The organism is Thiobacillus denitrificans, assembly GCF_001530125.1.
GTDB classification, from domain to species: Bacteria; Pseudomonadota; Gammaproteobacteria; order Burkholderiales; family Thiobacillaceae; genus Thiobacillus; species Thiobacillus denitrificans_C.
Map to the genome: position 1 here is coordinate 1 of NZ_LDUG01000014.1, position 21,328 is coordinate 21,328.

The 21,328-nt window shown below is 63.9% G+C and carries 16 protein-coding genes; 11 read left to right on the forward strand and 5 right to left on the reverse strand.

Features of this window, described 5'->3' with window-relative positions:
- Positions 1 to 158 precede the first annotated feature (158 nt).
- On the reverse strand, positions 159 to 1,139 hold the full coding sequence (gene senB, locus ABW22_RS03515) for a selenoneine biosynthesis selenosugar synthase SenB (RefSeq protein ID WP_237763219.1): 981 nt from the start codon (positions 1,137 to 1,139) through the stop codon (positions 159 to 161).
- 167 nt (positions 1,140 to 1,306) lie between these two features.
- Here senB and ABW22_RS03520 point away from each other — a divergent pair, with 167 nt between their 5' ends.
- Positions 1,307 to 2,086, forward strand: a complete 780-nt coding sequence (locus ABW22_RS03520; protein WP_059752082.1) for a TrmH family RNA methyltransferase — start codon at positions 1,307 to 1,309, stop codon at positions 2,084 to 2,086.
- A 14-nt stretch (positions 2,087 to 2,100) separates the two neighbouring features.
- Here the strand turns inward: ABW22_RS03520 and ABW22_RS03525 are convergent, their stop codons facing one another.
- Positions 2,101 to 4,122, reverse strand: coding sequence for a putative bifunctional diguanylate cyclase/phosphodiesterase (locus tag ABW22_RS03525; RefSeq protein ID WP_059751996.1), 2,022 nt, complete (start codon positions 4,120 to 4,122; stop codon positions 2,101 to 2,103).
- A 210-nt stretch (positions 4,123 to 4,332) separates the two neighbouring features.
- Positions 4,333 to 5,112, reverse strand: a complete 780-nt coding sequence (locus ABW22_RS03530) for a pyruvate, water dikinase regulatory protein (RefSeq protein WP_059751998.1) — start codon at positions 5,110 to 5,112, stop codon at positions 4,333 to 4,335.
- 10 nt (positions 5,113 to 5,122) lie between these two features.
- Here ABW22_RS03530 and ppsA point away from each other — a divergent pair, with 10 nt between their 5' ends.
- The 8 genes from ppsA (at position 5,123) to galU (ending at position 15,826) form a co-directional block, all read left to right on the forward strand.
- On the forward strand, positions 5,123 to 7,468 hold the full coding sequence (ppsA, locus tag ABW22_RS03535; RefSeq protein WP_059752084.1) for a phosphoenolpyruvate synthase: 2,346 nt from the start codon (positions 5,123 to 5,125) through the stop codon (positions 7,466 to 7,468).
- A gap of 68 nt (positions 7,469 to 7,536) precedes the next feature.
- The gene (locus ABW22_RS03540; protein ID WP_059752000.1) at positions 7,537 to 9,177 is read left to right on the forward strand and encodes a CTP synthase; all 1,641 of its coding nucleotides are present in this window, start codon (positions 7,537 to 7,539) and stop codon (positions 9,175 to 9,177) included.
- On the forward strand, positions 9,174 to 10,016 hold the full coding sequence (gene kdsA, locus ABW22_RS03545; RefSeq protein ID WP_059752002.1) for a 3-deoxy-8-phosphooctulonate synthase: 843 nt from the start codon (positions 9,174 to 9,176) through the stop codon (positions 10,014 to 10,016). Before ABW22_RS03540 ends, kdsA begins: the two co-directional genes overlap by 4 nt.
- A 36-nt stretch (positions 10,017 to 10,052) precedes the next feature.
- A complete protein-coding gene (eno, locus tag ABW22_RS03550; RefSeq protein ID WP_059752004.1) occupies positions 10,053 to 11,336 on the forward strand; it encodes a phosphopyruvate hydratase in 1,284 nt (427 codons plus the stop codon).
- Complete coding sequence (ftsB, locus tag ABW22_RS03555) at positions 11,314 to 11,658, forward strand: cell division protein FtsB (protein ID WP_059752007.1); 345 nt, start codon at positions 11,314 to 11,316, stop codon at positions 11,656 to 11,658. Before eno ends, ftsB begins: the two co-directional genes overlap by 23 nt.
- Positions 11,651 to 12,856, forward strand: a complete 1,206-nt coding sequence (locus ABW22_RS03560; RefSeq protein ID WP_059752009.1) for a cell division protein ZipA C-terminal FtsZ-binding domain-containing protein — start codon at positions 11,651 to 11,653, stop codon at positions 12,854 to 12,856. The genes ftsB and ABW22_RS03560 overlap by 8 nt, the downstream gene beginning before the upstream one ends.
- Complete coding sequence (gene ligA / locus ABW22_RS03565) at positions 12,856 to 14,931, forward strand: NAD-dependent DNA ligase LigA (RefSeq protein ID WP_059752010.1); 2,076 nt, start codon at positions 12,856 to 12,858, stop codon at positions 14,929 to 14,931. The genes ABW22_RS03560 and ligA overlap by 1 nt, the downstream gene beginning before the upstream one ends.
- A 25-nt stretch (positions 14,932 to 14,956) precedes the next feature.
- Complete coding sequence (gene galU, locus ABW22_RS03570; protein WP_059752012.1) at positions 14,957 to 15,826, forward strand: UTP--glucose-1-phosphate uridylyltransferase GalU; 870 nt, start codon at positions 14,957 to 14,959, stop codon at positions 15,824 to 15,826.
- A 134-nt stretch (positions 15,827 to 15,960) separates the two neighbouring features.
- On the opposite strand, the gene ABW22_RS03575 is transcribed toward galU, so the two are convergent.
- Complete coding sequence (locus ABW22_RS03575) at positions 15,961 to 17,925, reverse strand: putative bifunctional diguanylate cyclase/phosphodiesterase (protein ID WP_059752013.1); 1,965 nt, start codon at positions 17,923 to 17,925, stop codon at positions 15,961 to 15,963.
- Positions 17,926 to 18,325: 400 nt separating this feature from the next.
- Positions 18,326 to 19,741, reverse strand: coding sequence for a bifunctional ADP-dependent NAD(P)H-hydrate dehydratase/NAD(P)H-hydrate epimerase (locus tag ABW22_RS03580; protein WP_059752015.1), 1,416 nt, complete (start codon positions 19,739 to 19,741; stop codon positions 18,326 to 18,328).
- Positions 19,742 to 20,174: 433 nt separating this feature from the next.
- Between ABW22_RS03580 and ABW22_RS03585 the strand changes: the two genes are divergently transcribed.
- Together ABW22_RS03585 and ABW22_RS03590 are read left to right on the forward strand one after the other, a co-directional pair.
- Positions 20,175 to 20,972, forward strand: coding sequence for a PhnD/SsuA/transferrin family substrate-binding protein (locus tag ABW22_RS03585; protein ID WP_059752017.1), 798 nt, complete (start codon positions 20,175 to 20,177; stop codon positions 20,970 to 20,972).
- Between the two features lie 86 nt (positions 20,973 to 21,058).
- Positions 21,059 to 21,301, forward strand: coding sequence for a DUF3330 domain-containing protein (locus tag ABW22_RS03590; protein WP_059752022.1), 243 nt, complete (start codon positions 21,059 to 21,061; stop codon positions 21,299 to 21,301).
- Positions 21,302 to 21,328: the final 27 nt, after the last annotated feature.

Genomic DNA, 21,328 nt, shown 5'->3' on the forward strand with positions numbered 1-21,328 from the left:
GATACCAGCGCGCTGGCTGACTACGGTCCGCATGCGACAGCGCTTTTACCAGTTCGTCGCAATACGCTTCAAACCGCGATTCAAGACTCAGCCCCATGTAGCCTCCACCTCGCTAATTCCTATGCCTGAATCATCGCATTATTTATAACACAGTAGAACTAGCCCGGGCCTTGCTCGAATTCCGCCACCACCTGCCGTAGCCGGCTGGCCTCCTGCTCCGGGCGCATCAGCCCACGCCGGGCGCGCGCGTGACCAAGCAGATCGGCATAAAAATCGGGGTCGGTTTCGGCCATCGACAGCAGCCCGGCCAGCCGCCGTTCGTCGCCCACCGGAAAATAGCCCGGGTAGTCCTCGCCCAGCATGCCGACGTTGCCGGGCATGTGCGAGGCCAGCACCGGCACATCCGCCGCCAGCGCTTCGCAGATGACGTTGGCACCGCCTTCCAGCACCGAACTGATGACCATGAGGCGCGCGCGCGACAGGTGCTTCAGCACCGTCCTGTGCGGCACGTCGCCGAGCCAGCGCCAGCGCGGCAGCTTGCCTTGCGCCATTTCCGCGGTTTCGGCCATGTCTTCGCTGAGCGCGCCGCCCAAGTGCGTCACCCGGATTTGCGAATGCTCGGGTAGATAGGCCGTCGCCAGCGCCGCCCGGAACGGGTCTTTTTCCGTGCGCAGGTGGCCGATCACCAGCACCTCGAAGGTGTGGGCGGGCGCGGGCTGGCGGGGAATATCGGGTGCGGATTGATAGATCACCCGCGTCCTGGCAGCCAGATGCGGGGGCAGCTCGTCGACGCCGCGATTCTGCAGCACGATCAGGCGGTGCGCAAGCTCCAGCGCTTGCTGGGCTTCGCGGTCTTCGTGGATGTCGCGGTAGAGGTCGGTGCCGGTCAGCGCCAGCAACAGCGGCCGGCTCGGGAAGCGCTCGGCAAACGCGCGGATCGAGGCAAAGCTGCGCCGCGCATGCAGCGCCAGCATCAGGTCGGCGGCGCGGCCATCCCATTCCACCTGCGTTCGCACTGTGTGGCCCGCCTCGCGCAGAAAGCGCGCCCAGCGCGCGGCGGTGTGCCAGTTGCCGTTGCGATGTTCGCGGCCGTAGGGGGTGATGAGGGCGATGCGCATGGTATGAGTGTAGTCCGCCACGGCGAATCGCAGTTATGGATTCGACACCTGAGTTCTTGAAAGATGCTGCCATTTTTGGTAATTGAGTGCGATTGCAGAAATCGTGGTGTGTCGAATCCATAGCATTCAAGCTCGGCTGTTGTTGAATGGAAATTCAGGTTTTTGAATTTCTATTCAATAATTCGTCCATGACTGAAACCGCCATCACCTCGCGCGACAACCCCATCTTCAAGCGGCTGAAGAAGCTTGCCGAATCGGCGCGTGCGCGGCGCGAGGCGCGGATGACGCTGCTCGACAGCGAGCATCTGCTGACGGCTTATCTCGACGCCGGGGGGCAGCCGCACACCCTGGTGCGCGCGGCATCGTTCGACGCCGGCAAGCTGGCCGCGCTGGCTGCGCGTTGCCAGCAAACCAAAGCCATTGTGCTGCCCGACGCGCTGTTCGCCGAGTTGTCGCCCGTCGCCACGCCCAGCGGCGTGCTCGCCGAGGCGGCCTGGCTCAACCCGCCCGTCATCGACGCTACCCCGCTGGTCATCGTGCTGGAAGACATCCAGGACCCCGGCAACCTCGGCGCCATGTTGCGCACCGGCGCGGCGGCGGGCGCCACGCTGGCGGTGCTGTCGAAGGGCTGCCACGACCCGTGGTCGCCCAAGGCCTTGCGCGGCGGGCAGGGGGCCCAGTTTGTGTTGCCGCTGCAAGGCGGGGTGGATGTGGCGGCGTGGCTGAATGCCTTTGCCGGCCTGAGTGTCGCGCTTGCCCTGGCCGAGGACAGCGACTTCTATGCGCTCGACCTCGGCGGCTCGCTCGCCCTGGTCGCCGGCAACGAGGGCGCGGGCTTGACAGCGGCGGTGTGCGAGGCGGCGAAGGTGCGCGCCCATATCCCGATGACAGGCCGGATCGAGTCCCTGAATGCGTCAGCGGCGCTGGCGGTGGCCGTGTTCGAGGCCGTGCGCCAGCGCAGGACCTGATTTCCGCTGCGCGGTCAGGCAGCGAGGTCGAATGCCTGCAGCCAGTCGCGGCCCAGCAGCGCGATGATCTGATCCGCAGGAACCGGCCGGCTGATGAAATACCCCTGCACGATCTGGCAACCGAGTTTGCGCAGCGATTCGAGCTGCGCCCGGGTCTCGATCCCTTCGGCGACAGTGCCGAGCCCCAGTCCCTTGCACAGGGCGAGAATCGATCTGATGAGGGCTTCGTTGGCCGGGGCGTTCGGCAAGTCCTTGACGAAGTAGCGATCGATTTTCAGGACATCGAGCGGGAATCGCTTCAAGTGGGCCAGTGATGAATAACCGGTGCCGAAGTCGTCGACGGACACAGCAATTCCCAATGCTTTCAAAGCCCGTATCCTGTCCACGGCAGCGTCGACGTCTTCCATGAAGATGCCTTCGGTCAGTTCGAGCTGCAGGGCGTGCGCAGGCAGGCCGGATTGTGCCAGCGCGTCACTCACATTTGCGATCAGGGTGTCGTGCCAGAATTCCCTGCCGGAGAGGTTGACGGCAACGTTCAGGTCGGTGAATCCGGCTGCCTGCCAGCGGGCAGTCTGCTGGCAGGCAGCCAGCAGAAGCTGGCGGCCGACGCTGACGATCCCGCCGGTTTCTTCCAGCATGCTGAGGAAAGCCGCCGGGGCGAGCAGCCCTTTGTCCGGGTGCTGCCAGCGGATCAGTGCCTCGACGGCATGAATGCGCCCGCTCTCCAGGTTGAGTTGCGGCTGGTAGTGGAAGACCAGTTCGCCGCGTTCCTGTGCGTGGTGCAGATCGGTCTCAAGCTGCAGCCTTTCCTCGGCCATCGCGTTCATCGCCGTGTCGTAGAGCTGGAAACGATTTCTGCCGTTGTTCTTGGCGTGGTACATCGCGGTGTCGGCGTGCTTGAGCAGATCGACGGAGGTGGCGCCGTCATTCGGATAAACACTGACGCCGATGCTGCAACTGCTGAAGATCTCGCGCCCGTCGAGGGTGTAGGGTTCGATCACCACCCCCAGCATCTTTTCGACCCCCTGCAGGATGGGCGTGAGCGCGACCACATCGTTGATGACCACGACAAACTCGTCGCCCCCCAGCCGCGCCACGATGTCATCGGCGCGAACCGTCTGCCGCAGGCGTCGGGCGACCTCGCAAATGAGCAGATCACCGATGGCATGCCCGAGCGTGTCGTTGACCCGCTTGAACCGGTCGAGGTCGATGAACATCACGCCGACCAGCGTCTGGTGCCGTTTTGCGCGGATCAGCGATTGCTCCAGGCGATCCTTGAACAGCATGCGATTGGGCAGGCCGGTCAGGGTGTCGTGGGTGGCCAGCTGCTCGCGTTCGCGGCTGATGCGGGCGGAGAAGTAGAAGACCACCGTGGCGACCAGCAGCCCCAGCAGCAGCGCGGCGCCCGACAGCAGATATATCCACCAGCGGGCGACGCCATGTTCCGCGCGCGCCTGGTTGCTGGCGGCCGTCGATACCCGGTGCGTTTCGGCATCGAGCTGCGACAGCGCGACCATGACCTGGTTCTGGATGGGAATCGCCTGCTTGATCACCATCTCGCCCGCCTCTGCGGAGCGTCCGGCGGCGATCAGGTCGATGATTTCGTTCTGGATTGGCACTGCCAGGCTGGTGAGGCGTCCCTGCTCGGCGATCAGTTCGCGTTCCCGCGTGTTCAGGGGTTGTTCCAGCAAGGCCAGGCGGGCTGTGGCGAAACGCCCGCCCTGGTTGTAGAACTGCATCATCAAGGCGTCCTGGTCGAACGGGTCATCCACTTGAGTGAGTATCAGCATGGTCAGGGTGCGCTCGCGCGCAGCCGTCACCATGGTCTTGGTCAGTTCCTGGTTGCGCATGTGCACGTCGACCACCTTGTTCAGATTGTCGGTGGTGACGCCCAGCTGTTGCAGGCCGATGACGGTGACGAACACGATCAGCAGCAATTGCGTGACGAAGCCGCCCAGCAGGGCGAGCTTCCAGGCCGTGGGACGTGCGATGCGCTTCACGGCAGGGTTGATGATCATGCGGGCTTCAGCTTGCATGGTGAAATCGTGTTCCGTGGCTTCAGGTGTCGGAAATAGCTATGGCCGGGCCACACGGCATATCAGGGCATGCCACGCAGCATGAGTTGATCAAGAATGCGCCGCATGGTCTGGGACCGGCAAACCAGCCTGTCTCCCCTTGATGTCATCAACGGCATTTACCCGCTGAAAAATAGGGTGGGGCTTAACAAACGACTATCGGGGCCAGGCTTAAGGCAGGTTTCGCAGGCGCGCCGCGATTTCCTCCACCGACATGCGGGTGGTGTCGATGACGGGCACCGCGTGGCGGGTGAACAGCCGCTCGGCGGCGGCGAGTTCGTCGCGGCATTGCTGCAGGCTGGCGTAGCGGCTGTCGGGGTAGCGCGCCTGGCGGATGGCGGCGAGGCGTTCGGCCGACAGGGTCAGGGCGCGCAGGCGCGGCAGATTGGCGAGCAGGACATCGGGCAGGCTGCCGTGTTCGAGGTCGTCCGGCGTGAGCGGATAGTTGGCGACGCGCAGGCCGTATTGCAGGGCGAGGTAGAGCGCGGTAGGGGTTTTGCCGACGCGTGAGACGCCGACCAGGATCAGGTCGGCCTGGTCGAGCCGTTGCGGCTGCAGGCCGTCGTCCAGCGCCAGGCTGAAATTCACCGCATCCATTCGCGATTCGTAATTGTTCGCCATGCCGTGGGTGCGCCCGCCGCTGGGGGTGGCGGCCTGGCCCAGCGCGGTTTCAACGGCGGGGACGACGAAGCCGAAGACATCGAACAGGTTGGCGCGGCTGTCGCGCAGGATGGCGCGCAGGGCCGGGTCGCTCAGGGTGGAAAACACCAGGGCGCCGGGGATGGCGGCAATCTGCGCGGCGGCAGCCTGCGCCTTTTCCGGGCTGTCAATGAAAGGTAGCGCAATCAGGCTAAACTCAAGTGCAGGGAACTGCGCCAGCACGCTCTTCGCCACCGCTTCGACGGTGACGCCGGTGTGATCGGATACGCAGAAAACGCTGTGGTTTTTCATGGAGTGGATGATGCGAGTGTCGACTGATTACATTGTGTCACTGGACAGCCTGTCGATGGCGGATGTGCCGCGCGTGGGCGGCAAGAACGCATCGCTCGGCGAAATGATCCGCAATCTGTCCGGCGCAGGGGTCAAGGTGCCGGGCGGCTTTGCCACCACCGCGCAGGCATTCTGGGATTTTCTTGAGGACAACGATTTGCGCGCGCGCATCAATGCGCGGCTGACGGCGCTCGACGTGGCGGACGTGACGGCGCTGGCCGCGGCAGGCGCGGAAATCCGCGGCTGGGTCGAGGCGGCCGCCTTGCCGCCTGATTTGGAAACGGGCCTGCGCACGGCCTATGCCGAACTCGGCAGCGAAGTGTCGGTGGCGGTGCGCTCGTCGGCCACTGCCGAAGACCTGCCCGATGCCTCGTTTGCCGGCCAGCAGGAAACTTATCTGCACGTGCGTGGCGCCGACGACTTGCTGCGGTACGTGAGGAAGGTTTTCGCCTCGCTCTACAACGACCGCGCCATCGCCTACCGCGTGCACCACGGCTTTGCCCACGCCGAGGTGGCGCTGTCGGCCGGGGTGCAGCGCATGGTGCGCTCCGACATCGCGTGTTCGGGCGTGCTGTTCACGCTCGATACCGAATCCGGATTCCGCGACGTGGTGTTCATCACCGCGGCCTACGGTCTCGGCGAAACCGTGGTGCAGGGCTCGGTCAATCCGGACGAGTTCTACGTGCACAAGCCGAAACTGGCGGAGGGCTTTCCCGCCGTGGTGCGGCGCGAGCTGGGCGAGAAAGCGACCCGCATGGTGTGGCGTGACGGCGCGACCGTGATCGAGGACACGCCGGACGAACTGCGGCGGCAGTATTCGCTGACCGACGACGAGGTGCTGGAACTGTCGCGCCAGGCCGTCGCCATCGAAAAACACTATGGCCGCCCGATGGACGTCGAGTGGGCGAAGGACGGCGAAACCGGCGAACTCTTCATCGTGCAGGCGCGGCCGGAAACGGTGAAGGCGCGCGCCAACGGCGGCGGCGAACGCTACACGCTGGAAGCGAGCGGCGAAGTGCGCATCAGCGGCCGCGCCATCGGCCAAAAGATTGGCGCGGGCGAAGTGCGGCTGATTGCCAGCCCGGCCGAAATGAACCGGGTGCAGCCGGGCGACATCCTGGTCACCGACATGACCGACCCCGACTGGGAGCCGGTGATGAAGCGCGCGGCAGCGATCGTCACCAACCGCGGCGGCCGCACCTGCCATGCCGCCATCGTCGCGCGCGAACTCGGCATTCCTGCGGTGGTCGGCACCGGCGAGGCCACCACCGTGCTCAAGGACGGCGAAACGGTGACAGTGTCGTGCGCCGAGGGCGACACCGGCATGGTGTATGCGGGCAAGCTGCCGTTTACCGTGGAGACGCTGGAAAGCGAGACCCTGGCCGAGCCGCCGGTGAAGCTGATGATGAACGTCGGCAATCCCGAGCGCGCCTTCGAGTTCGCGCAGATCCCCAATCACGGCATCGGGCTTGCGCGACTGGAATTCATCATCGCGCGAATGATCGGCGTGCATCCGCTGGCGCTGCTCGACTATGCCGGCCAGACGCCGGCCGTGCGCGACGAAATCGATCTGCGCACCGCTGGCTATGCTGACCCGGTGTCGTTTTACGTCGACAAGCTGGCCGAGGGCATCGCCACGCTGGCGGCCGCGTTCTGGCCGCAACCGGTGATCGTGCGCTTGTCTGATTTCAAGTCCAACGAATACGCCAACCTGGTGGGCGGCGACCGCTATGAGCCGAAGGAGGAAAACCCCATGCTGGGGCTGCGCGGCGCGGCGCGATACGTGTCAACGCTGTTCCGCCCGGCGTTCGAACTGGAATGCCGGGCGCTGAAAAAGGTGCGCGAGACCATGGGCTTTTCCAACGTCGAAGTGATGATCCCCTTCGTGCGCACGGTGGAGGAATGCGCTGCGGTCGTGAAATTGCTGGAAGCAAACGGCCTGCGACGCGGCGACCAGGCGCTGCGGCTGATCATGATGTGCGAGATTCCGTCCAACGTACTGCTGGCTGACGACTTCCTGCAGTACGTCGACGGCTTTTCCATCGGCAGCAATGACCTGACTCAGCTGACTTTAGGCATCGACCGCGACTCCGGGCTGGTGGCCGAAGGCTTCGACGAGCGCAATCCGGCGGTGAAAAAGCTGCTGGCCGAGGCCATCGCCGCCTGCAACCGGCACGGCAAATACATCGGCATCTGCGGCCAGGGGCCGAGCGACCACCCCGATCTGGCCGACTGGCTGGTGGCGCAGGGAATCGGCTCGATTTCGCTGAATCCCGACACGATGGTCGCCACCTGGCGGCGGCTGCTGCGTCATTGAGCCGGCCTGTCATTGAGCCATCATCGGCGATGAAGTAGAATCCGCCATCACCCGCCCCCGCTCATAAAATGACGAAGTATGTGTTTGTCACTGGTGGGGTGGTTTCTTCCCTCGGGAAAGGAATCGCCTCCGCTTCTCTCGCTGCGCTGCTCGAATCGCGCGGTATCCGTGTCACCCTGTTAAAGCTCGATCCGTACATCAACGTCGACCCCGGCACCATGAGCCCGTTTCAGCATGGCGAGGTGTTCGTCACCGACGACGGCGCGGAAACCGACCTCGATCTGGGCCATTACGAGCGCTTTTCCAGCGCACGCATGAGCCGGCGCAACAACTTCACGACCGGCCAGATATACAAGTCGGTGATCGACAAGGAGCGCCGCGGCGATTATCTCGGCGGCACGGTGCAGGTCATCCCGCACATCACCGACGAGATCAAGCGCGCCATCCGCGCGGGTGCGGAAGGCGCTGACGTGGCGCTGGTCGAGATCGGCGGCACCGTGGGCGACATCGAGTCGCTGCCGTTCCTCGAAGCCATCCGCCAGATGGGGTTTGAAGACGGCCCTGAAAACACCTGTTTCATCCATCTGACGCTGCTGCCCTACATCGCGACCGCCGGCGAGCTGAAAACCAAGCCGACCCAGCATTCGGTGAAGGAGTTGCGCGAAATCGGCATCCAGCCCGACATCCTGCTGTGTCGTGCCGACCGCGAAATTCCGGCCGACGAGCGGCGCAAGATTGCGCTGTTCACCAATGTGCGGTCGGAGGCGGTGATCCAGATGCTGGATTCCGATTCGATCTACAAGATTCCGGCGATGTTGCACGACCAGATGCTCGACGAGATCGTCTGCCACAAGCTGAAAATTCTGGCGCGTGCGGCCGATCTGACTATATGGAAAAAGCTGGTTAACGCGCTGGAGCACCCCGAACACACCGTCAATATCGCCTTCGTCGGCAAATATGTCGACCTCACCGAGTCCTACAAGTCGCTGTCGGAAGCGATGATCCATGCCGGCATGCATACCCTCAGCAAGGTAAAAATCCACTACATCGACTCCGAACAGATCGAGAAATCCGGCGTCGACTGCCTCAAGGGTATGGACGCGATCCTCGTGCCCGGCGGCTTCGGCAAGCGCGGGGTCGAAGGCAAGATTGCCGCCATCCGCTATGCGCGCGAAAACAAGGTGCCATATCTGGGCATTTGTCTGGGCATGCAGCTGGCGGTGGTCGAGTTCGCGCGCGACGTCGCCGGCATGGCGGACGCCCACTCGACCGAATTCGAGCCGGCCACCACGCATCCGGTGATCGGCCTCATCACCGAATGGCTGGACCGCGGCGGCCAGGTCGAAAAGCGCAGCGAGCAGTCCGATCTGGGCGGCACCATGCGCCTGGGCGGTCAGCCGTGCGAACTGAAGGACGGCACCCTGGCGCGCGAGGTGTATGGCGCGGCCAGCATTGTCGAACGTCACCGTCACCGCTATGAAGTCAATAACACCCTGCTGGCAGAACTCGAGGCCAAGGGGTTGGTGGTCGCCGGACGCGCGCCGGGCACCGACCTGTGCGAAATGGTCGAGCTGCCGACCTCGGTCCATCCCTGGTTCGTCGCCTGCCAGTTCCACCCCGAATTCACCAGCAATCCACGCAACGGCCATCCGCTGTTCATCTCGTTTGTGAAGGCCGCGCTGGCACATCAGCAACAGGAGCCTGCATGAAACTCTGTCATTTTGAAGCCGGGATCGAGCATCCGCTGTTCCTGATCGCCGGTCCCTGCGTGATCGAATCCGAGCAGCTGGCGATGGACACCGCCGGCGCGCTGAAGGAAATGTGCGCGGCGCTGAATATCCCGTTCATCTACAAATCCTCGTTCGATAAGGCCAACCGCTCGTCGACCCAGTCCTTCCGCGGGCCGGGGATTGAGGAGGGACTGCGCATCCTGTCCGAGGTCAAGAAGCAGATCGGCGTGCCGGTGCTGACCGACGTGCACGAGGACACGCCGCTCGCCGAAGTGGCCGCCGTGGTCGACGTGCTGCAGACCCCGGCTTTCCTCTGCCGCCAGACCAACTTCATCCAGAACGTCGCGCGCACGGGGCTGCCGGTCAACATCAAGAAGGGCCAGTTCCTGGCGCCGTGGGACATGCAGAACGTGGTCGACAAGGCACGCGAGGTCGGCAACGACCAGATCATGGTGTGCGAGCGCGGCGTCAGCTTCGGCTACAACACGCTGGTGTCGGACATGCGTGGGCTGGCGATCATGCGTGCCACGCAGTGCCCGGTTGTATTCGACGCCACCCACTCGGTGCAGCAGCCGGGCGGGCAGGGCACGACCAGCGGCGGCCAGCGCGAATTCGTGCCGGTGCTGGCGCGCGCGGCAGTCGCTGCCGGGGTGGCGGGCGTGTTTGCGGAGACCCATCCGGATCCGGCATGCGCGCTGTCCGACGGCCCCAATGCGTGGCCGCTCGACATGATGAAGGAACTGCTGGAAACGCTGAAGGAAATCGACGCGCTGGTGAAACAGCGTGGTTTTATCGAACACAAAGTGATGAAGACCTGAGCCGCGAAGCGGACAAAACTGATCAAGGAAAAGAAATTGAGCGCCATTATTGATGTCATCGCCCGGGAAATTCTCGACTCCCGCGGTAATCCCACTGTCGAAGCCGACGTGTTGCTGGAATCCGGCGTGCTGGGCCGTGCCGCCGTGCCCTCGGGCGCGTCCACCGGTAGCCGCGAAGCGATGGAGCTGCGTGACGGCGACAAGTCGCGCTACCTCGGCCGTGGCGTGCTGAAAGCCGTCGAACATATCAACACCGAAATCTGCGAAGCCATCATTGGCCTCGACGTCGAAGACCAGGCCTTCATCGATCAAACCATGATCGATCTCGACGGTACCGAGAACAAATCGCGCCTCGGTGCCAATGCGCTGCTGGCGGTGTCGATGGCGTGCGCGCGCGCCGCCGCCGAACAGGCCGGGCTGCCGCTGTACCGCTACCTCGGCGGTGCTGCGCCGATGGCCTTGCCGGTGCCGATGATGAACATCATCAACGGCGGCGCGCATGCCAACAACAACATCGACATGCAGGAATTCATGATCATCCCGGTCGGCGCGCCGAGCTTCCGCGAAGCCCTGCGCTACGGCGCGGAAGTCTTCCATGCGCTGAAAAAGCTGCTGGACGACGCCGGCATGGCGACCACCGTCGGTGATGAAGGCGGCTTTGCGCCCAACCTGGACTCGCACGAGGCGGCGCTGAAGCTGATCGTGCAGGCGATCGAAAAATCCGGCCTGCAACCCGGCATCGACGTCGCCATCGGTGTCGATTGCGCCGCGTCCGAGTTCTACAAGGACGGCCTCTACCACCTCGAATCTGAAGGCCTGAAGCTGACCTCTGCCGAATTCACCGATTACCTGGCAGCCTGGTGCGACAAGTACCCCATCATCAGTATCGAAGACGGCATGGCCGAGGGCGACTGGGACGGCTGGAAGATCCACACCGAGAAGCTTGGTAAGCGCGTGCAGCTGGTGGGCGACGATCTGTTTGTCACCAACGCGAAAATTCTCAAGGAAGGCATCGACAAGGGCGTCGCCAATTCGATCCTGATCAAGGTCAACCAGATCGGCACGCTGTCGGAAACCTTTCAGGCGATCGAGATGGCCAAGCAGGCGGGCTACACTGCGGTGATCTCGCACCGTTCGGGCGAGACCGAGGACACCACGATTGCCGACCTGGCGGTGGCGACCAACGCGCGCCAGATCAAGGCCGGTTCGCTGTCGCGTTCCGACCGCATGGCCAAGTACAACCAGCTGCTGCGCATCGAGGAAGAACTCGGCGACACGGCGAGCTACCCCGGACGCGATGCTTTCCGCCAGCGCGGCTGAATGGATCGCGCGCATACGCAGCCAGGGTCTGACCTGGGTGCTGGCGGCCTCGCTTTTGCTGCTGCAATATCCGCTGTGGCTGGGCGAGGGCGGCTGGTTGAAGGTGCGTGAGCGTGCGCACAAAATCGACACCCAGCAGGCGCTGAATCAGCGTCTGCAAACCCGCAATGCCGGCCTGCAGGCCGAGCTCGGCGACCTCAAGCAGGGACGCGACGCCATCGAAGAGCGTGCGCGCAATGAACTGGGCATGATTGCGCCGGACGAATGGTTCGTCCGCGTGGTGTCCGCCCACTCCGTTCAGTCGGGAAAAGTAAATGAGTGATTTGCAAATCAGCTTGTTGGTCATTGGCGCGGTCATCGTGGCGGCGGTGCTGCTGTTCAACTGGATCCAGGAGCGCCGCTTCCGGAAACAGGCCGACGCGGCTTTTCAGGCGCCGGTGGGCGATGCGCTGATGCAGCCCGGCGCAACGCCCCGCGACATGCACAAGCGGGTCGAGCCCGCGCTGCGTGAGCCCGTCTTTGACGCCGGCGGACTGAATGAAGTCGCCGAAGCCAGCGAGCCCCATTTGCAGATCGATTCGGCACCCTCACCGGCGGCGGCGCCCGCACCGCTTGGTGACGCGGCGCCTGACCTGCGCGCAGCATCATCCATCGCCCCCCCGCCTCCGCCCACCCTGCCGCGCCCGGCCGCTCCGCCGGTGGCGGCACCCTACGACGAACTGATCGAATATCGCATTCGCATCGGCAGCGATGGCGTGCGGGCGGATGTGTTTGCCGATGCCTTCAATCACGCGCGCACCCTGGGCAAGGCGGTGCGCTGGATGGGGCTGCCGGTCGGCGCGGCGGAATGGGAAGAGATCCAGCCCTGGCGCGAGGTCCATTATCAGCAGGTGGTGGTCACCATGCAGCTGGCCGACCGCAACGGCGCGGTGCAGGAAGATCAGCTCTTGGCCTTGTGTGCCATGCTGCAAAGCACGGCGCAGACGCACGGTCTGCGTATCGCCTGCGGCGATGTGGCAGAAGCGATCGAGCGCGCTCAGGCGATCGATCGCTTCTGTGTCGACGTTGACGTCCTCATCGGGCTTAATGTGGTGGCGCGCGGCGAAGGCGCGGTGAACCTGACGCGCATCGTGCATGAGGCGGAAAGCAGCGGCATGTCGCTGGGCGTGGACGGTGTGTTCCAGTTGCTCGACAGCCGCGGCGAACCGCTCTATGCCCTGTGCAACCATGATGCCGAACCGTTCAGTGCCACGGTGATCAAGGGACAAACTTCGCAGGGGATCACCCTGCAGTTCGACGTGCCGCGCGTGCCGGATGGCCTCAAGGTGTTCGACGGCATGGTGGCGTTCGGCCGCAAGCTTGCCAACGAAGTTGGCGGCATTCTGGTTGACGACAATCTGCGTCCGCTGACCGATACCGGCATCGAAAAAATCCGCACCCAGCTCACGCAGATATACGAACGCATGGAAGCGCGCGGCGTGCCATCCGGATCCCGGCGGGCGCTGCGTCTCTTCTCCTGATGGCGTCGTCTGATGTCCTGGCGCGCGTTACTGCGCTACGCCGGGAAATCGAGCGCCACAATTACGCCTACTACGTCCTCGACGCGCCGACGATTCCGGATGCGGAATACGACCGGCTGTTCCGTGAGCTGCAGGCGCTCGAGACCGAACACCCCGAACTCGTCACTCCCGATTCGCCGACCCGGCGCGTCGGCGGCAGGCCGCTGGATGGCTTCGCGCCAGTGCGGCACGCGGTGCCGATGCTGTCGATCCGCACCGAAACCGACACCGAGGCCAGCGGCGCGCGGGCCTTCGATGCGCGGGCGCGCAAGGAACTGGGGCTGGATGAAAGCGACCCGCCGGTCGAGTACGCGGCGGAGCTGAAATTCGACGGCCTCGCCATCAACCTGCGCTACGAACACGGCGTGCTGGCTCAGGCGGCCACTCGTGGCGACGGCGAAACCGGCGAAGATGTCACTCAGAACATCCGCACCGTGCGTGCCATTCCGCTGCGCCTGAATACCGAATCGCCGCCCGCCGTACTGGAAGTGCGTGGCGAGGTGTTCATGCGGCGTGACGATTTCGAGCGCTACAACGCGAAGCAGCGCGAAGCCGGCAAGCCCACCCTGGTCAATCCGCGCAACGGCGCGGCGGGCAGCATCCGCCAGCTCGACCCGGCGATTGCCGCGCAGCGTCCGCTGTCTTTCTTTGCCTACGGCCTGGGCGAGGTGCAGGGCTGGAGCATCCCTGCCACCCACAACGGGACGCTCGACGCGCTGGCCGCGCTTGGCGTGCCGGTGTGTGCCGAGCGCATCACCGGCCAAGGCGCGGCGGCGCTGATTGCCTTTCACGACGACATCGCTGCGCGCCGCGATCAGCTACCGTTCGACATCGACGGCGTGGTGTACAAGGTCAACCGTTTCGGCCTGCAGCGCGAGCTGGGCTTTGTCACACGCGAGCCGCGCTGGGCGGTGGCGCACAAATTTCCGGCGCAGGAGCAGCTGACTACCGTGCTCGGCATCGAGGTGCAGGTCGGCCGCACCGGCGCGCTGACGCCGGTGGCGCGCCTGGCGCCGGTGTTCGTCGGCGGCGTCACCGTGACCAACGCCACCCTGCACAACCAGGACGAAATCGACCGCAAGGACGTGCGCGTCGGCGACACCGTGATCGTGCGGCGCGCGGGCGACGTCATCCCTGAAGTCGTCGCTGTGGTGCTCGACAGGCGCCCCGACCCCGAACCGCCGCGCTTCAATATCCTGCAGCGCTATCCCGTTTGCCCGGAGTGCGGCTCGCATGTGGTGCGGCTGGACGGCGAGGCGGCGGTGCGCTGTACCGGCGGCCTGTATTGTCCGGCGCAGCGCAAGCAGGCGCTGCTGCATTTTGCCGGCCGCCGCGCCATGGACATCGAGGGGCTGGGCGACAAACTGGTCGACCAGCTTGTCGATCGTGGACTTGTGCACACGCCTGCCGATGTGTACGGTCTGACCCTGGAGACCCTTGCGGGGCTGGAACGCATGGCCGAGAAATCCGCGGCCAATCTGCTGGCGGCCATCGAGACCAGCAAGGCCACCACGCTGGCGCGCTTCATCTTTGCGCTGGGCATCCGCAATGTCGGGGAGACCACCGCCAAGGACCTGGCGAAGCATTTCGGCTTGCTGGACAAACTGATCGCCGCAACCGAAGCCGACCTGCTGGCGGTGCGTGATGTCGGGCCGATCGTGGCGCAGTCGATCATCCAGTTTTTTGCCGAGCCGCATAATCTGGAAGCGGTCAACACGCTGCGGGCCGCCGGGGTGCACTGGACCGAGTCCGCCGGCATGCAACAATCGGCAGGTATCCTGGCGGGCAAGACGCTGGTGCTGACCGGCACGCTGCCAACGCTTGCGCGCGATGCCGCGAAGGACATGATCGAGGCCGCGGGCGGCAAGATGGCCGGGTCGGTGTCGAAGAAAACCGACTATGTGGTGGCCGGCGAGGAAGCCGGCAGCAAGCTGGCGAAAGCGCAGGAACTCGGCGTGACCATTCTCGACGAGGCCGGGCTGCTGGCTTTGCTGGAGCTGAATCATAAAAACGGGCAGCACGCTTTAGATTTTTGAACCCAAGGATTGATAGGGAAGACACATGCAAAAAGTAAGGAAAGCCGTATTTCCGGTTGCCGGCCTTGGCACCCGCTTTCTGCCGGCCACCAAGGCCAGCCCCAAGGAAATGCTGCCCATTGTCGACAAGCCGCTGATCCAGTACGCGGTTGAAGAGGCCATGGAAGCCGGTATCACCGACATGATCTTCATCAGCAGCCGCACCAAGCGCACCGTCGAAGACCACTTCGACAAGGCTTACGAACTGGAAACCGAACTGGCCGCGCGCGGCAAGAATCGCGATCTGGAACTGGTGCAGTCGATCCGCCCGGCCGGCGTCAACTTCATCTACATCCGCCAGGCCGAAGCGCTGGGGCTCGGCCATGCCGTGCTGTGCGCGCAGCCGGTGATCGGCAACGAGCCCTTCGCCGTCATCCTCGCCGACGACCTGATCGACGGCAGTCCGGCGGCGATGAAGCAGATGGTCGACCAATACGAGTATTACCAGTGCTCGGTGCTCGGCGTGCAGCAGGTGGCGCCTTCGGAAACCGCGTCCTACGGCATTGTCGACGCCAGCCCCATGGCGGATCGTGTGTCACGGGTGAACGCCATCGTCGAAAAACCGAAACCCGAGGAAGCACCGTCCAACCTCGGCGTGGTCGGTCGCTACATCCTCACCCCGCGCATCTTCCATCACATCCAGCACCTCAAGCCCGGTGCCGGCGGCGAGCTGCAGCTGACCGACGCCATCGCCGCCTTGCTGAAGGAACAGCAGGTGCTGGCCTATGATTTCGACGGCACCCGCTACGACTGCGGCAGCAAGCTGGGCTATCTGCAGGCCACCGTCGAATACGCGCTCAAGCACAGCGAGGTCAGCGAAGACTTCGCGGCGTACCTGAAAAAACATATTTGCTGAATCTCGCCTGTTCGGCGGTGCAGGGCAGCCTGGCCGAACGGGATCGGCGTCAGCGGCAGGGTTGATGTGCAGAAAGCGTGTACTGAATCTTGCGTGAAGGGAAAAAGTTTCGAATATCGCCTTTTTGTCGGCCACTACGGCGCGGACAATGCGACGGTTGGAACGTTTGACCACGTCGATTCCCGCAGCCATGCTTCCAGCTTTTCCACCGGCATCGGTCTGCCCATGAAGTAACCCTGTGAGCAATCGCAGCCGAGCATGTCGAGGATATACCAGGCGTCCTGGGTTTCCACGCCTTCGGCCGTCACCTTGAGTCCCAGGTTGTGGGCGAGGTCGATGGTGGAGCGCACGATCACCGCATCGTTTTCGTTTTCCGCCATGTCCTTCACAAAGGATTTGTCGATTTTCAGTTCGTCGACCGGCAGGCCCTTGAGATAGGCCAGCGACGAATAGCCGGTACCGAAGTCATCGATGGCGAGCGTCACCCCCATGCGGTCGAGTTCGGTGAGGATGGCGAGGCCGTCGCTGGGATTGGCCATGACCGCGCTCTCGGTGATTTCGAGGATGAGGTTTTGCGGGGCGATGCCATGCTCGGCAAGCAGGGCGGAAATGCTGGCGGGCAGTTCCATGTCGTGCAGGTTGCGCGCGGAGAGGTTGACTGCCATGGTCAGGACGTGACCCTGCCGCTGCAGGGTCACCAGTTGTGTCAGCGCGGCCCTGAGCACCCAGTGGGTGAGGGGGCCGATCAGCCCCGCATCTTCCGCCAGCGGGATGAACTGGTCGGGCGCGAGGAAGCCGCGCTGCGGATGGTTCCAGCGCACCAGTGCCTCGACGCCGATCACGCGCTGGTTGTGATGGTCGATTTGCGGCTGGTAGTAGAGGCACAACTGGTCCGCCTGGATGGCGGCGCGCAACTCGCTCTTGAGCGAGAGATCGTGGCGGTTGGTGTGTACCTGATCCGGGGCATACACTGCATAGCCCTTGCCTGCGCGTTTCGCCACATACATCGCGATGTCGGCGCAACGAAGCAGCTCGCTGGCGTCGCGGCACTGGGAGGGGTAGAGCGACACCCCCAGGCTTGCGCCGAGGTCGATGCTCTGGTTTTGCCAGTGGAAGGGCTTGTCCAGGGCGGCGAGCAGCTTGTTCGCGATGGCCGGGATGCCTTCGCGATCCAGGTCATGCACCAGCACGACATACTCGTCGCCGCCCAGCCGCGCCACCGTGTCTTCGGCGCGGACCGCCTCCTTGAAGCGGCGCCCGACTTCCCGCAGCAGCTTGTCGCCCACCTCGTGGCCGAGGGTGTCGTTGACTTCCTTGAAGCGGTCCAGGTCCATCAGCACCACCCCGAACGAGGTGTAGGCGCGCTTGGACCGTTCGATCTCGTGCTCGAGCCGGTCATGCAGCAGCGAGCGGTTGGCCAAACCGGTCAGCGGGTCATACATCGCCTGGGCGGCGAGTTGTCTGGCCTGATGGGTTGCGCGCCGGCTGACGAAACCGGCAATCAATATTCCGATCAGCAGCGCCGCTGTGCCCAGCCCCAGCATCAGGTTGCGCACGCGGCCATACGAGGTTTCTGCATTGTGCACCGCAGTGGCAGTCTGCTGGCGCTGCAGGTCGAGCAGGGCACTGACTTGTTCGGCAATGGCGCGCTGCCTGGGCATGGCCACGCTGCGTATCTGGTCGAAGATTGCCGTCTGGTCGTCGATGAAGGTGGACATATCCACGACCGCCTGCACCTCGGGTTGCGCCTCGCGGGTCAGTTCGAGGATGCGGGACAGAATCTCGTTTTCTTCCGGGCTGAGCGGCATGTGCTCGAGGCGATCCCGTGCCCGGATATAAACAGTGCCCTGAGCGTTGAAGCGCTGAATCTCGGCATCCTTGTCGAACGGGTCAGCAAGAATGGGCAGGGTGTGCATGGAGAGCGCGCGCTCGCGCAGCGCGCTGTGCATCTCCGTGGCAAGTTCGGTCTTGACGTTGTTGATCTGGGCGATGTCCTTCAGACGCTGGTTGGCTTCGGTCACATAACGCAAGCCGATCGCACTGAGCACGACCATCAGGGCGAGCACGACGACAAAGCCAATCCCGATCCGGGCACCCATCCCAAGGTGTTGCGTGCCCTGCTTCATCGCTTCAGTCGGTAATCCATGTTTATTTTGGAATGCAAAGTCTATAGACCTTATTTATCGGCTTGGGCTTGGCGTACTTTAATCAAGCGGGCGATCAGCAGGAACGGGCTGGACGAGATGGCGTGGGGTTGATCGCAATAACACGCATGCCTCCCCCCAGCGTTGATGAACCTGCATTGATCAAACATGCAACAGCTGCCATCCATCTCGTGAAGGCGGCGGCCCAACAACGAGATGGCTAGGGAGACGCTGATTAATCCGTCTTTGCGAGGAGCGAAGCGACGCGGCAATCCAGAAATGCCTGCTTAATCAATGCGCTGGATTGCCGCGCTTCGCTCGCAATGACGGCTATATCGAATTAATCAGTGTTTCCCTAGCGTTCTGAAGCAGTTTCGCCGTGCAGCCACACGGCGGCTTCGAGCGCATTGCCTGCATCCATCCCCTGACCCAGCAGTGCGGCCAGCATGCCGGTGAGGCGGTCGCCCGAACCCGCCTGGGCGAGCCAGGGGCCGCCGCTGGTGCTGATGGCATAGCGGCCGTCAGGATGCGCGATGATGGTTCCGGCGCCCTTGAGTGCGACATGGGCGTGATATTGCGTGCTCAGGCGCTGCGCTGCCTTGATACGGTTTGCCTGGATGCCGGCACTGCTTGCCCCGAGCAGGCGCGCAGCTTCGCCGGGGTGTGGGGTGAGCAGGGTGGGGTGGGTGCGGCGGGCGGCCTGCTTGGCCAGTCCGACGTCGCCGGCCAACAGGTTCAGCGCATCGGCATCCAGCACCAGCGGGCAGGGCGCGGCGAGGGCGGTTTCCAGCAGCGCATGCGCGCGCGGTTGTTGTCCCAGTCCGGGGCCGATCGCCAGCACGCTCGGTTGCGCGTCAACCAGATTTTCCGGCACGGCGAACATCAGCCGTGGCTCAAGGTAATCGACCACGACGCGTTCGTCCAGAACAGCCAGGGTGACGCTGCCTGCGCCCTGCTGCAGCGCGGCGCGCCCGGCGATCAGGCAGGCGCCCACCATGCCGCTGGCGCCACCGACGATGCCGACATGGCCGAACAGGCCCTTGTGGCTGTTTTGGCGGCGCGCGGGCAGGTGGTGGCGGCTTTCCAGCTGCGTCAGCGCAATGCCCGGCGTGACAGGCAGGGCGGCCGCATCGATGCCGAGCGTGTCGAGGTGCAGTTGCCCGGCGTAATCGGGGCCGTCGGCGGTGAAGAGGCCAGGCTTGAGTCCGAGAAAGGTGAGGGTGTGGTCGGCGCGCAGGGCGCAGCCGCGGACCCGGCCGTTGTCGCTGTCGAGACCGCTCGGCACATCGAGCGCAAGTTTCGGGCAGTTCAAGCCATTCGCCGCTTCGATCCAGCGCGCCTCCTCGCCGCCGATGTCGCGTTGCAGCCCCACGCCGAACAGGCCGTCGATGACGAGGCTGTATCGCTGCGATGGCGGGATATCCGCCAGGATTGTGCCGCCGCTTTCACGCCAGGCGGCCCAGGCGCGCGCAGCATCCGGTGGCAGGTGGGCGGGGTCGGCGCGGTTGACGACGACCACGCGGAATCCCTGTGTCGCGAGCAGTCGCGCGGCGACCAGCGCGTCTCCGCCATTGTTGCCGGGACCGGCCAGGATCAGGACGGACTCGCCCGATTCGCTGGCCAGCGTGCCGGCCAGTTCGGCGGTAGCCGTGCCCGCCCGTTCCATCAGCGAGGTGGTGGGGTGAGCGGCTGCCCAATGCCGGTCGATTGCCCGACAATCGGCCGCCATGAACAGCGGCGGGGAGACGAGGGCGCGGGGCGCGATCGGCATGGGCGCGTAAGGATCTGGATGAACGGGGCGTCCGGGGTGTGCCATGCGATGGGGTATCCGGTTAGGACGGGCGTTTGGGCTGACATCTTAATCCCAAGGCCGGTGCTGTGCGATTGACCGTGCCTGGCAGCCTGTCGGACTTGAAGTAAATCGGCTGCAAATCCGCCTGGCCGGTTCATATTTCGCCGCTTTCTTGGGCAATAGAACGACTATTGCCCGGCGAAATCGTCAAAATTATGTCCCATCGGGACGGTATCCCTTGGGGCTGCCCTCGCCCAGCCGAATTTTCGCTTCGATTCTTCAAGTCCGACAGGCTGCCAGGGGGGTGGGCACCGGTAGAAAATAACCAGCATCAACGGGTATTCAGCATAACAGCCTGATTGCCGTTAATGGTCGGCCGGATATCCGGCGACCAATGAATTAGGAGCTTGAAATGCGTAGACGTAGCTTTCTGGCGGGGCTGACCATTCTTTCCGCGCTACCGCTGGTGGCGCATGCCGCCGGGCGCGACCTGCGGATCGGGATTTACCCGGGCACCGGCAAAGCTGACATTTTGATGGGGGATTTTCGCGCGTATGCGATGCCTTTCGCGCAGGCGCTGGCTTCCGCCCTGGGTGCAACCCCCAAGCTCACCCTGTTCCGCAGCATCAGGAGCGTGATGGGTTCTCTGAAAAGCGGCCGTCTGGATCTCTATTTTGTTCCGCCGTCGGTGGCGGTTGCTGTGCTGGACCATGATTTTTCGCCTATCGCCCGCGTGCGCGATCAGGCCACGGGCGTGCTGGTTCGCCGCAAGGGCGTGGCCGTGAAAACCGTTGCCCTGACCGAGAAGGAATCCTGGCTGGATGTGATGGCCCGCTACACGCTCAAGCAAAACAAGCACGACTCAATGAAACTGCTCAATTTCAAGACGCAGGACGAAGTCGCCCTGGCCATGCAGCGTGATTATGCCCAGGCCGGCAGTCTGCGCAGCAAGCTCGCCAATGAGCTGGTTGCAAAGGACGAATTCGAGATATGGCATCCCCTGCCGACCACGCCGGATTTCACACTGATGGCGAGCAACCGCCTGAGCGCAGCCGAGCAGGGTAAACTGGGGGCGGCGGCCGTCGCGCTGACGCCTGCCGCCACTGAGTCGCTGCAGCAGACCATCCACAGCAAGGTCACTGGCTTTGTGATCGACAAGGAAACGGATTACAAGATGATCAAGCAGGCGATCAGCGAAGCCGGGTACTGATTCCACGCCTGCAATCCGGACAGGCGGCTTGCAGGGCGGTCCAGGTGACCTAAACTGGGATTGTTCGCTGGTGAGAGGAGATACGAATGGATACCCAGCATCGCAACCCGGCGGGAGCGCCGGTGGCGCAATGCGCCGACGAAGACAGCTGCACCGTGGTCAGTTGTGAGGTCTGTCTGAAGGAAGTCCCGGCCGATGCGGTCAAAGTGACGGACGTGCAGGACTACGTCCATCATTTCTGTGGTCTTGATTGCCTTGAAGCCTGGCAAAAGCAGGCCGGCATTCGCCAACAAGCCGGTCCGGAGAAGCGCCCCGATCAGCTAAAATAGCGTCTTTGCCCGTTCGCAAAGACGCAC

What these genes read in the sequence shown, in the direction of transcription:
- ABW22_RS03520 (WP_059752082.1), top strand. Translation starts at nt 1,307, where the DNA reads ATGACTGAAACCGCCATCACCTCGCGCGACAACCCCATCTTCAAGCGG.
- ABW22_RS03525 (WP_059751996.1), bottom strand. Translation starts at nt 4,122, where the DNA reads ATGCAAGCTGAAGCCCGCATGATCATCAACCCTGCCGTGAAGCGCATC.
- ABW22_RS03530 (WP_059751998.1), bottom strand. Translation starts at nt 5,112, where the DNA reads ATGAAAAACCACAGCGTTTTCTGCGTATCCGATCACACCGGCGTCACC.
- ppsA (WP_059752084.1), top strand. Translation starts at nt 5,123, where the DNA reads ATGCGAGTGTCGACTGATTACATTGTGTCACTGGACAGCCTGTCGATG.
- ABW22_RS03540 (WP_059752000.1), top strand. Translation starts at nt 7,537, where the DNA reads ATGACGAAGTATGTGTTTGTCACTGGTGGGGTGGTTTCTTCCCTCGGG.
- kdsA (WP_059752002.1), top strand. Translation starts at nt 9,174, where the DNA reads ATGAAACTCTGTCATTTTGAAGCCGGGATCGAGCATCCGCTGTTCCTG.
- ftsB (WP_059752007.1), top strand. Translation starts at nt 11,314, where the DNA reads ATGCTTTCCGCCAGCGCGGCTGAATGGATCGCGCGCATACGCAGCCAG.
- ABW22_RS03560 (WP_059752009.1), top strand. Translation starts at nt 11,651, where the DNA reads ATGAGTGATTTGCAAATCAGCTTGTTGGTCATTGGCGCGGTCATCGTG.
- ligA (WP_059752010.1), top strand. Translation starts at nt 12,856, where the DNA reads ATGGCGTCGTCTGATGTCCTGGCGCGCGTTACTGCGCTACGCCGGGAA.
- galU (WP_059752012.1), top strand. Translation starts at nt 14,957, where the DNA reads ATGCAAAAAGTAAGGAAAGCCGTATTTCCGGTTGCCGGCCTTGGCACC.
- ABW22_RS03575 (WP_059752013.1), bottom strand. Translation starts at nt 17,925, where the DNA reads ATGGGTGCCCGGATCGGGATTGGCTTTGTCGTCGTGCTCGCCCTGATG.
- ABW22_RS03580 (WP_059752015.1), bottom strand. Translation starts at nt 19,741, where the DNA reads ATGCCGATCGCGCCCCGCGCCCTCGTCTCCCCGCCGCTGTTCATGGCG.
- ABW22_RS03585 (WP_059752017.1), top strand. Translation starts at nt 20,175, where the DNA reads ATGCGTAGACGTAGCTTTCTGGCGGGGCTGACCATTCTTTCCGCGCTA.
- ABW22_RS03590 (WP_059752022.1), top strand. Translation starts at nt 21,059, where the DNA reads ATGGATACCCAGCATCGCAACCCGGCGGGAGCGCCGGTGGCGCAATGC.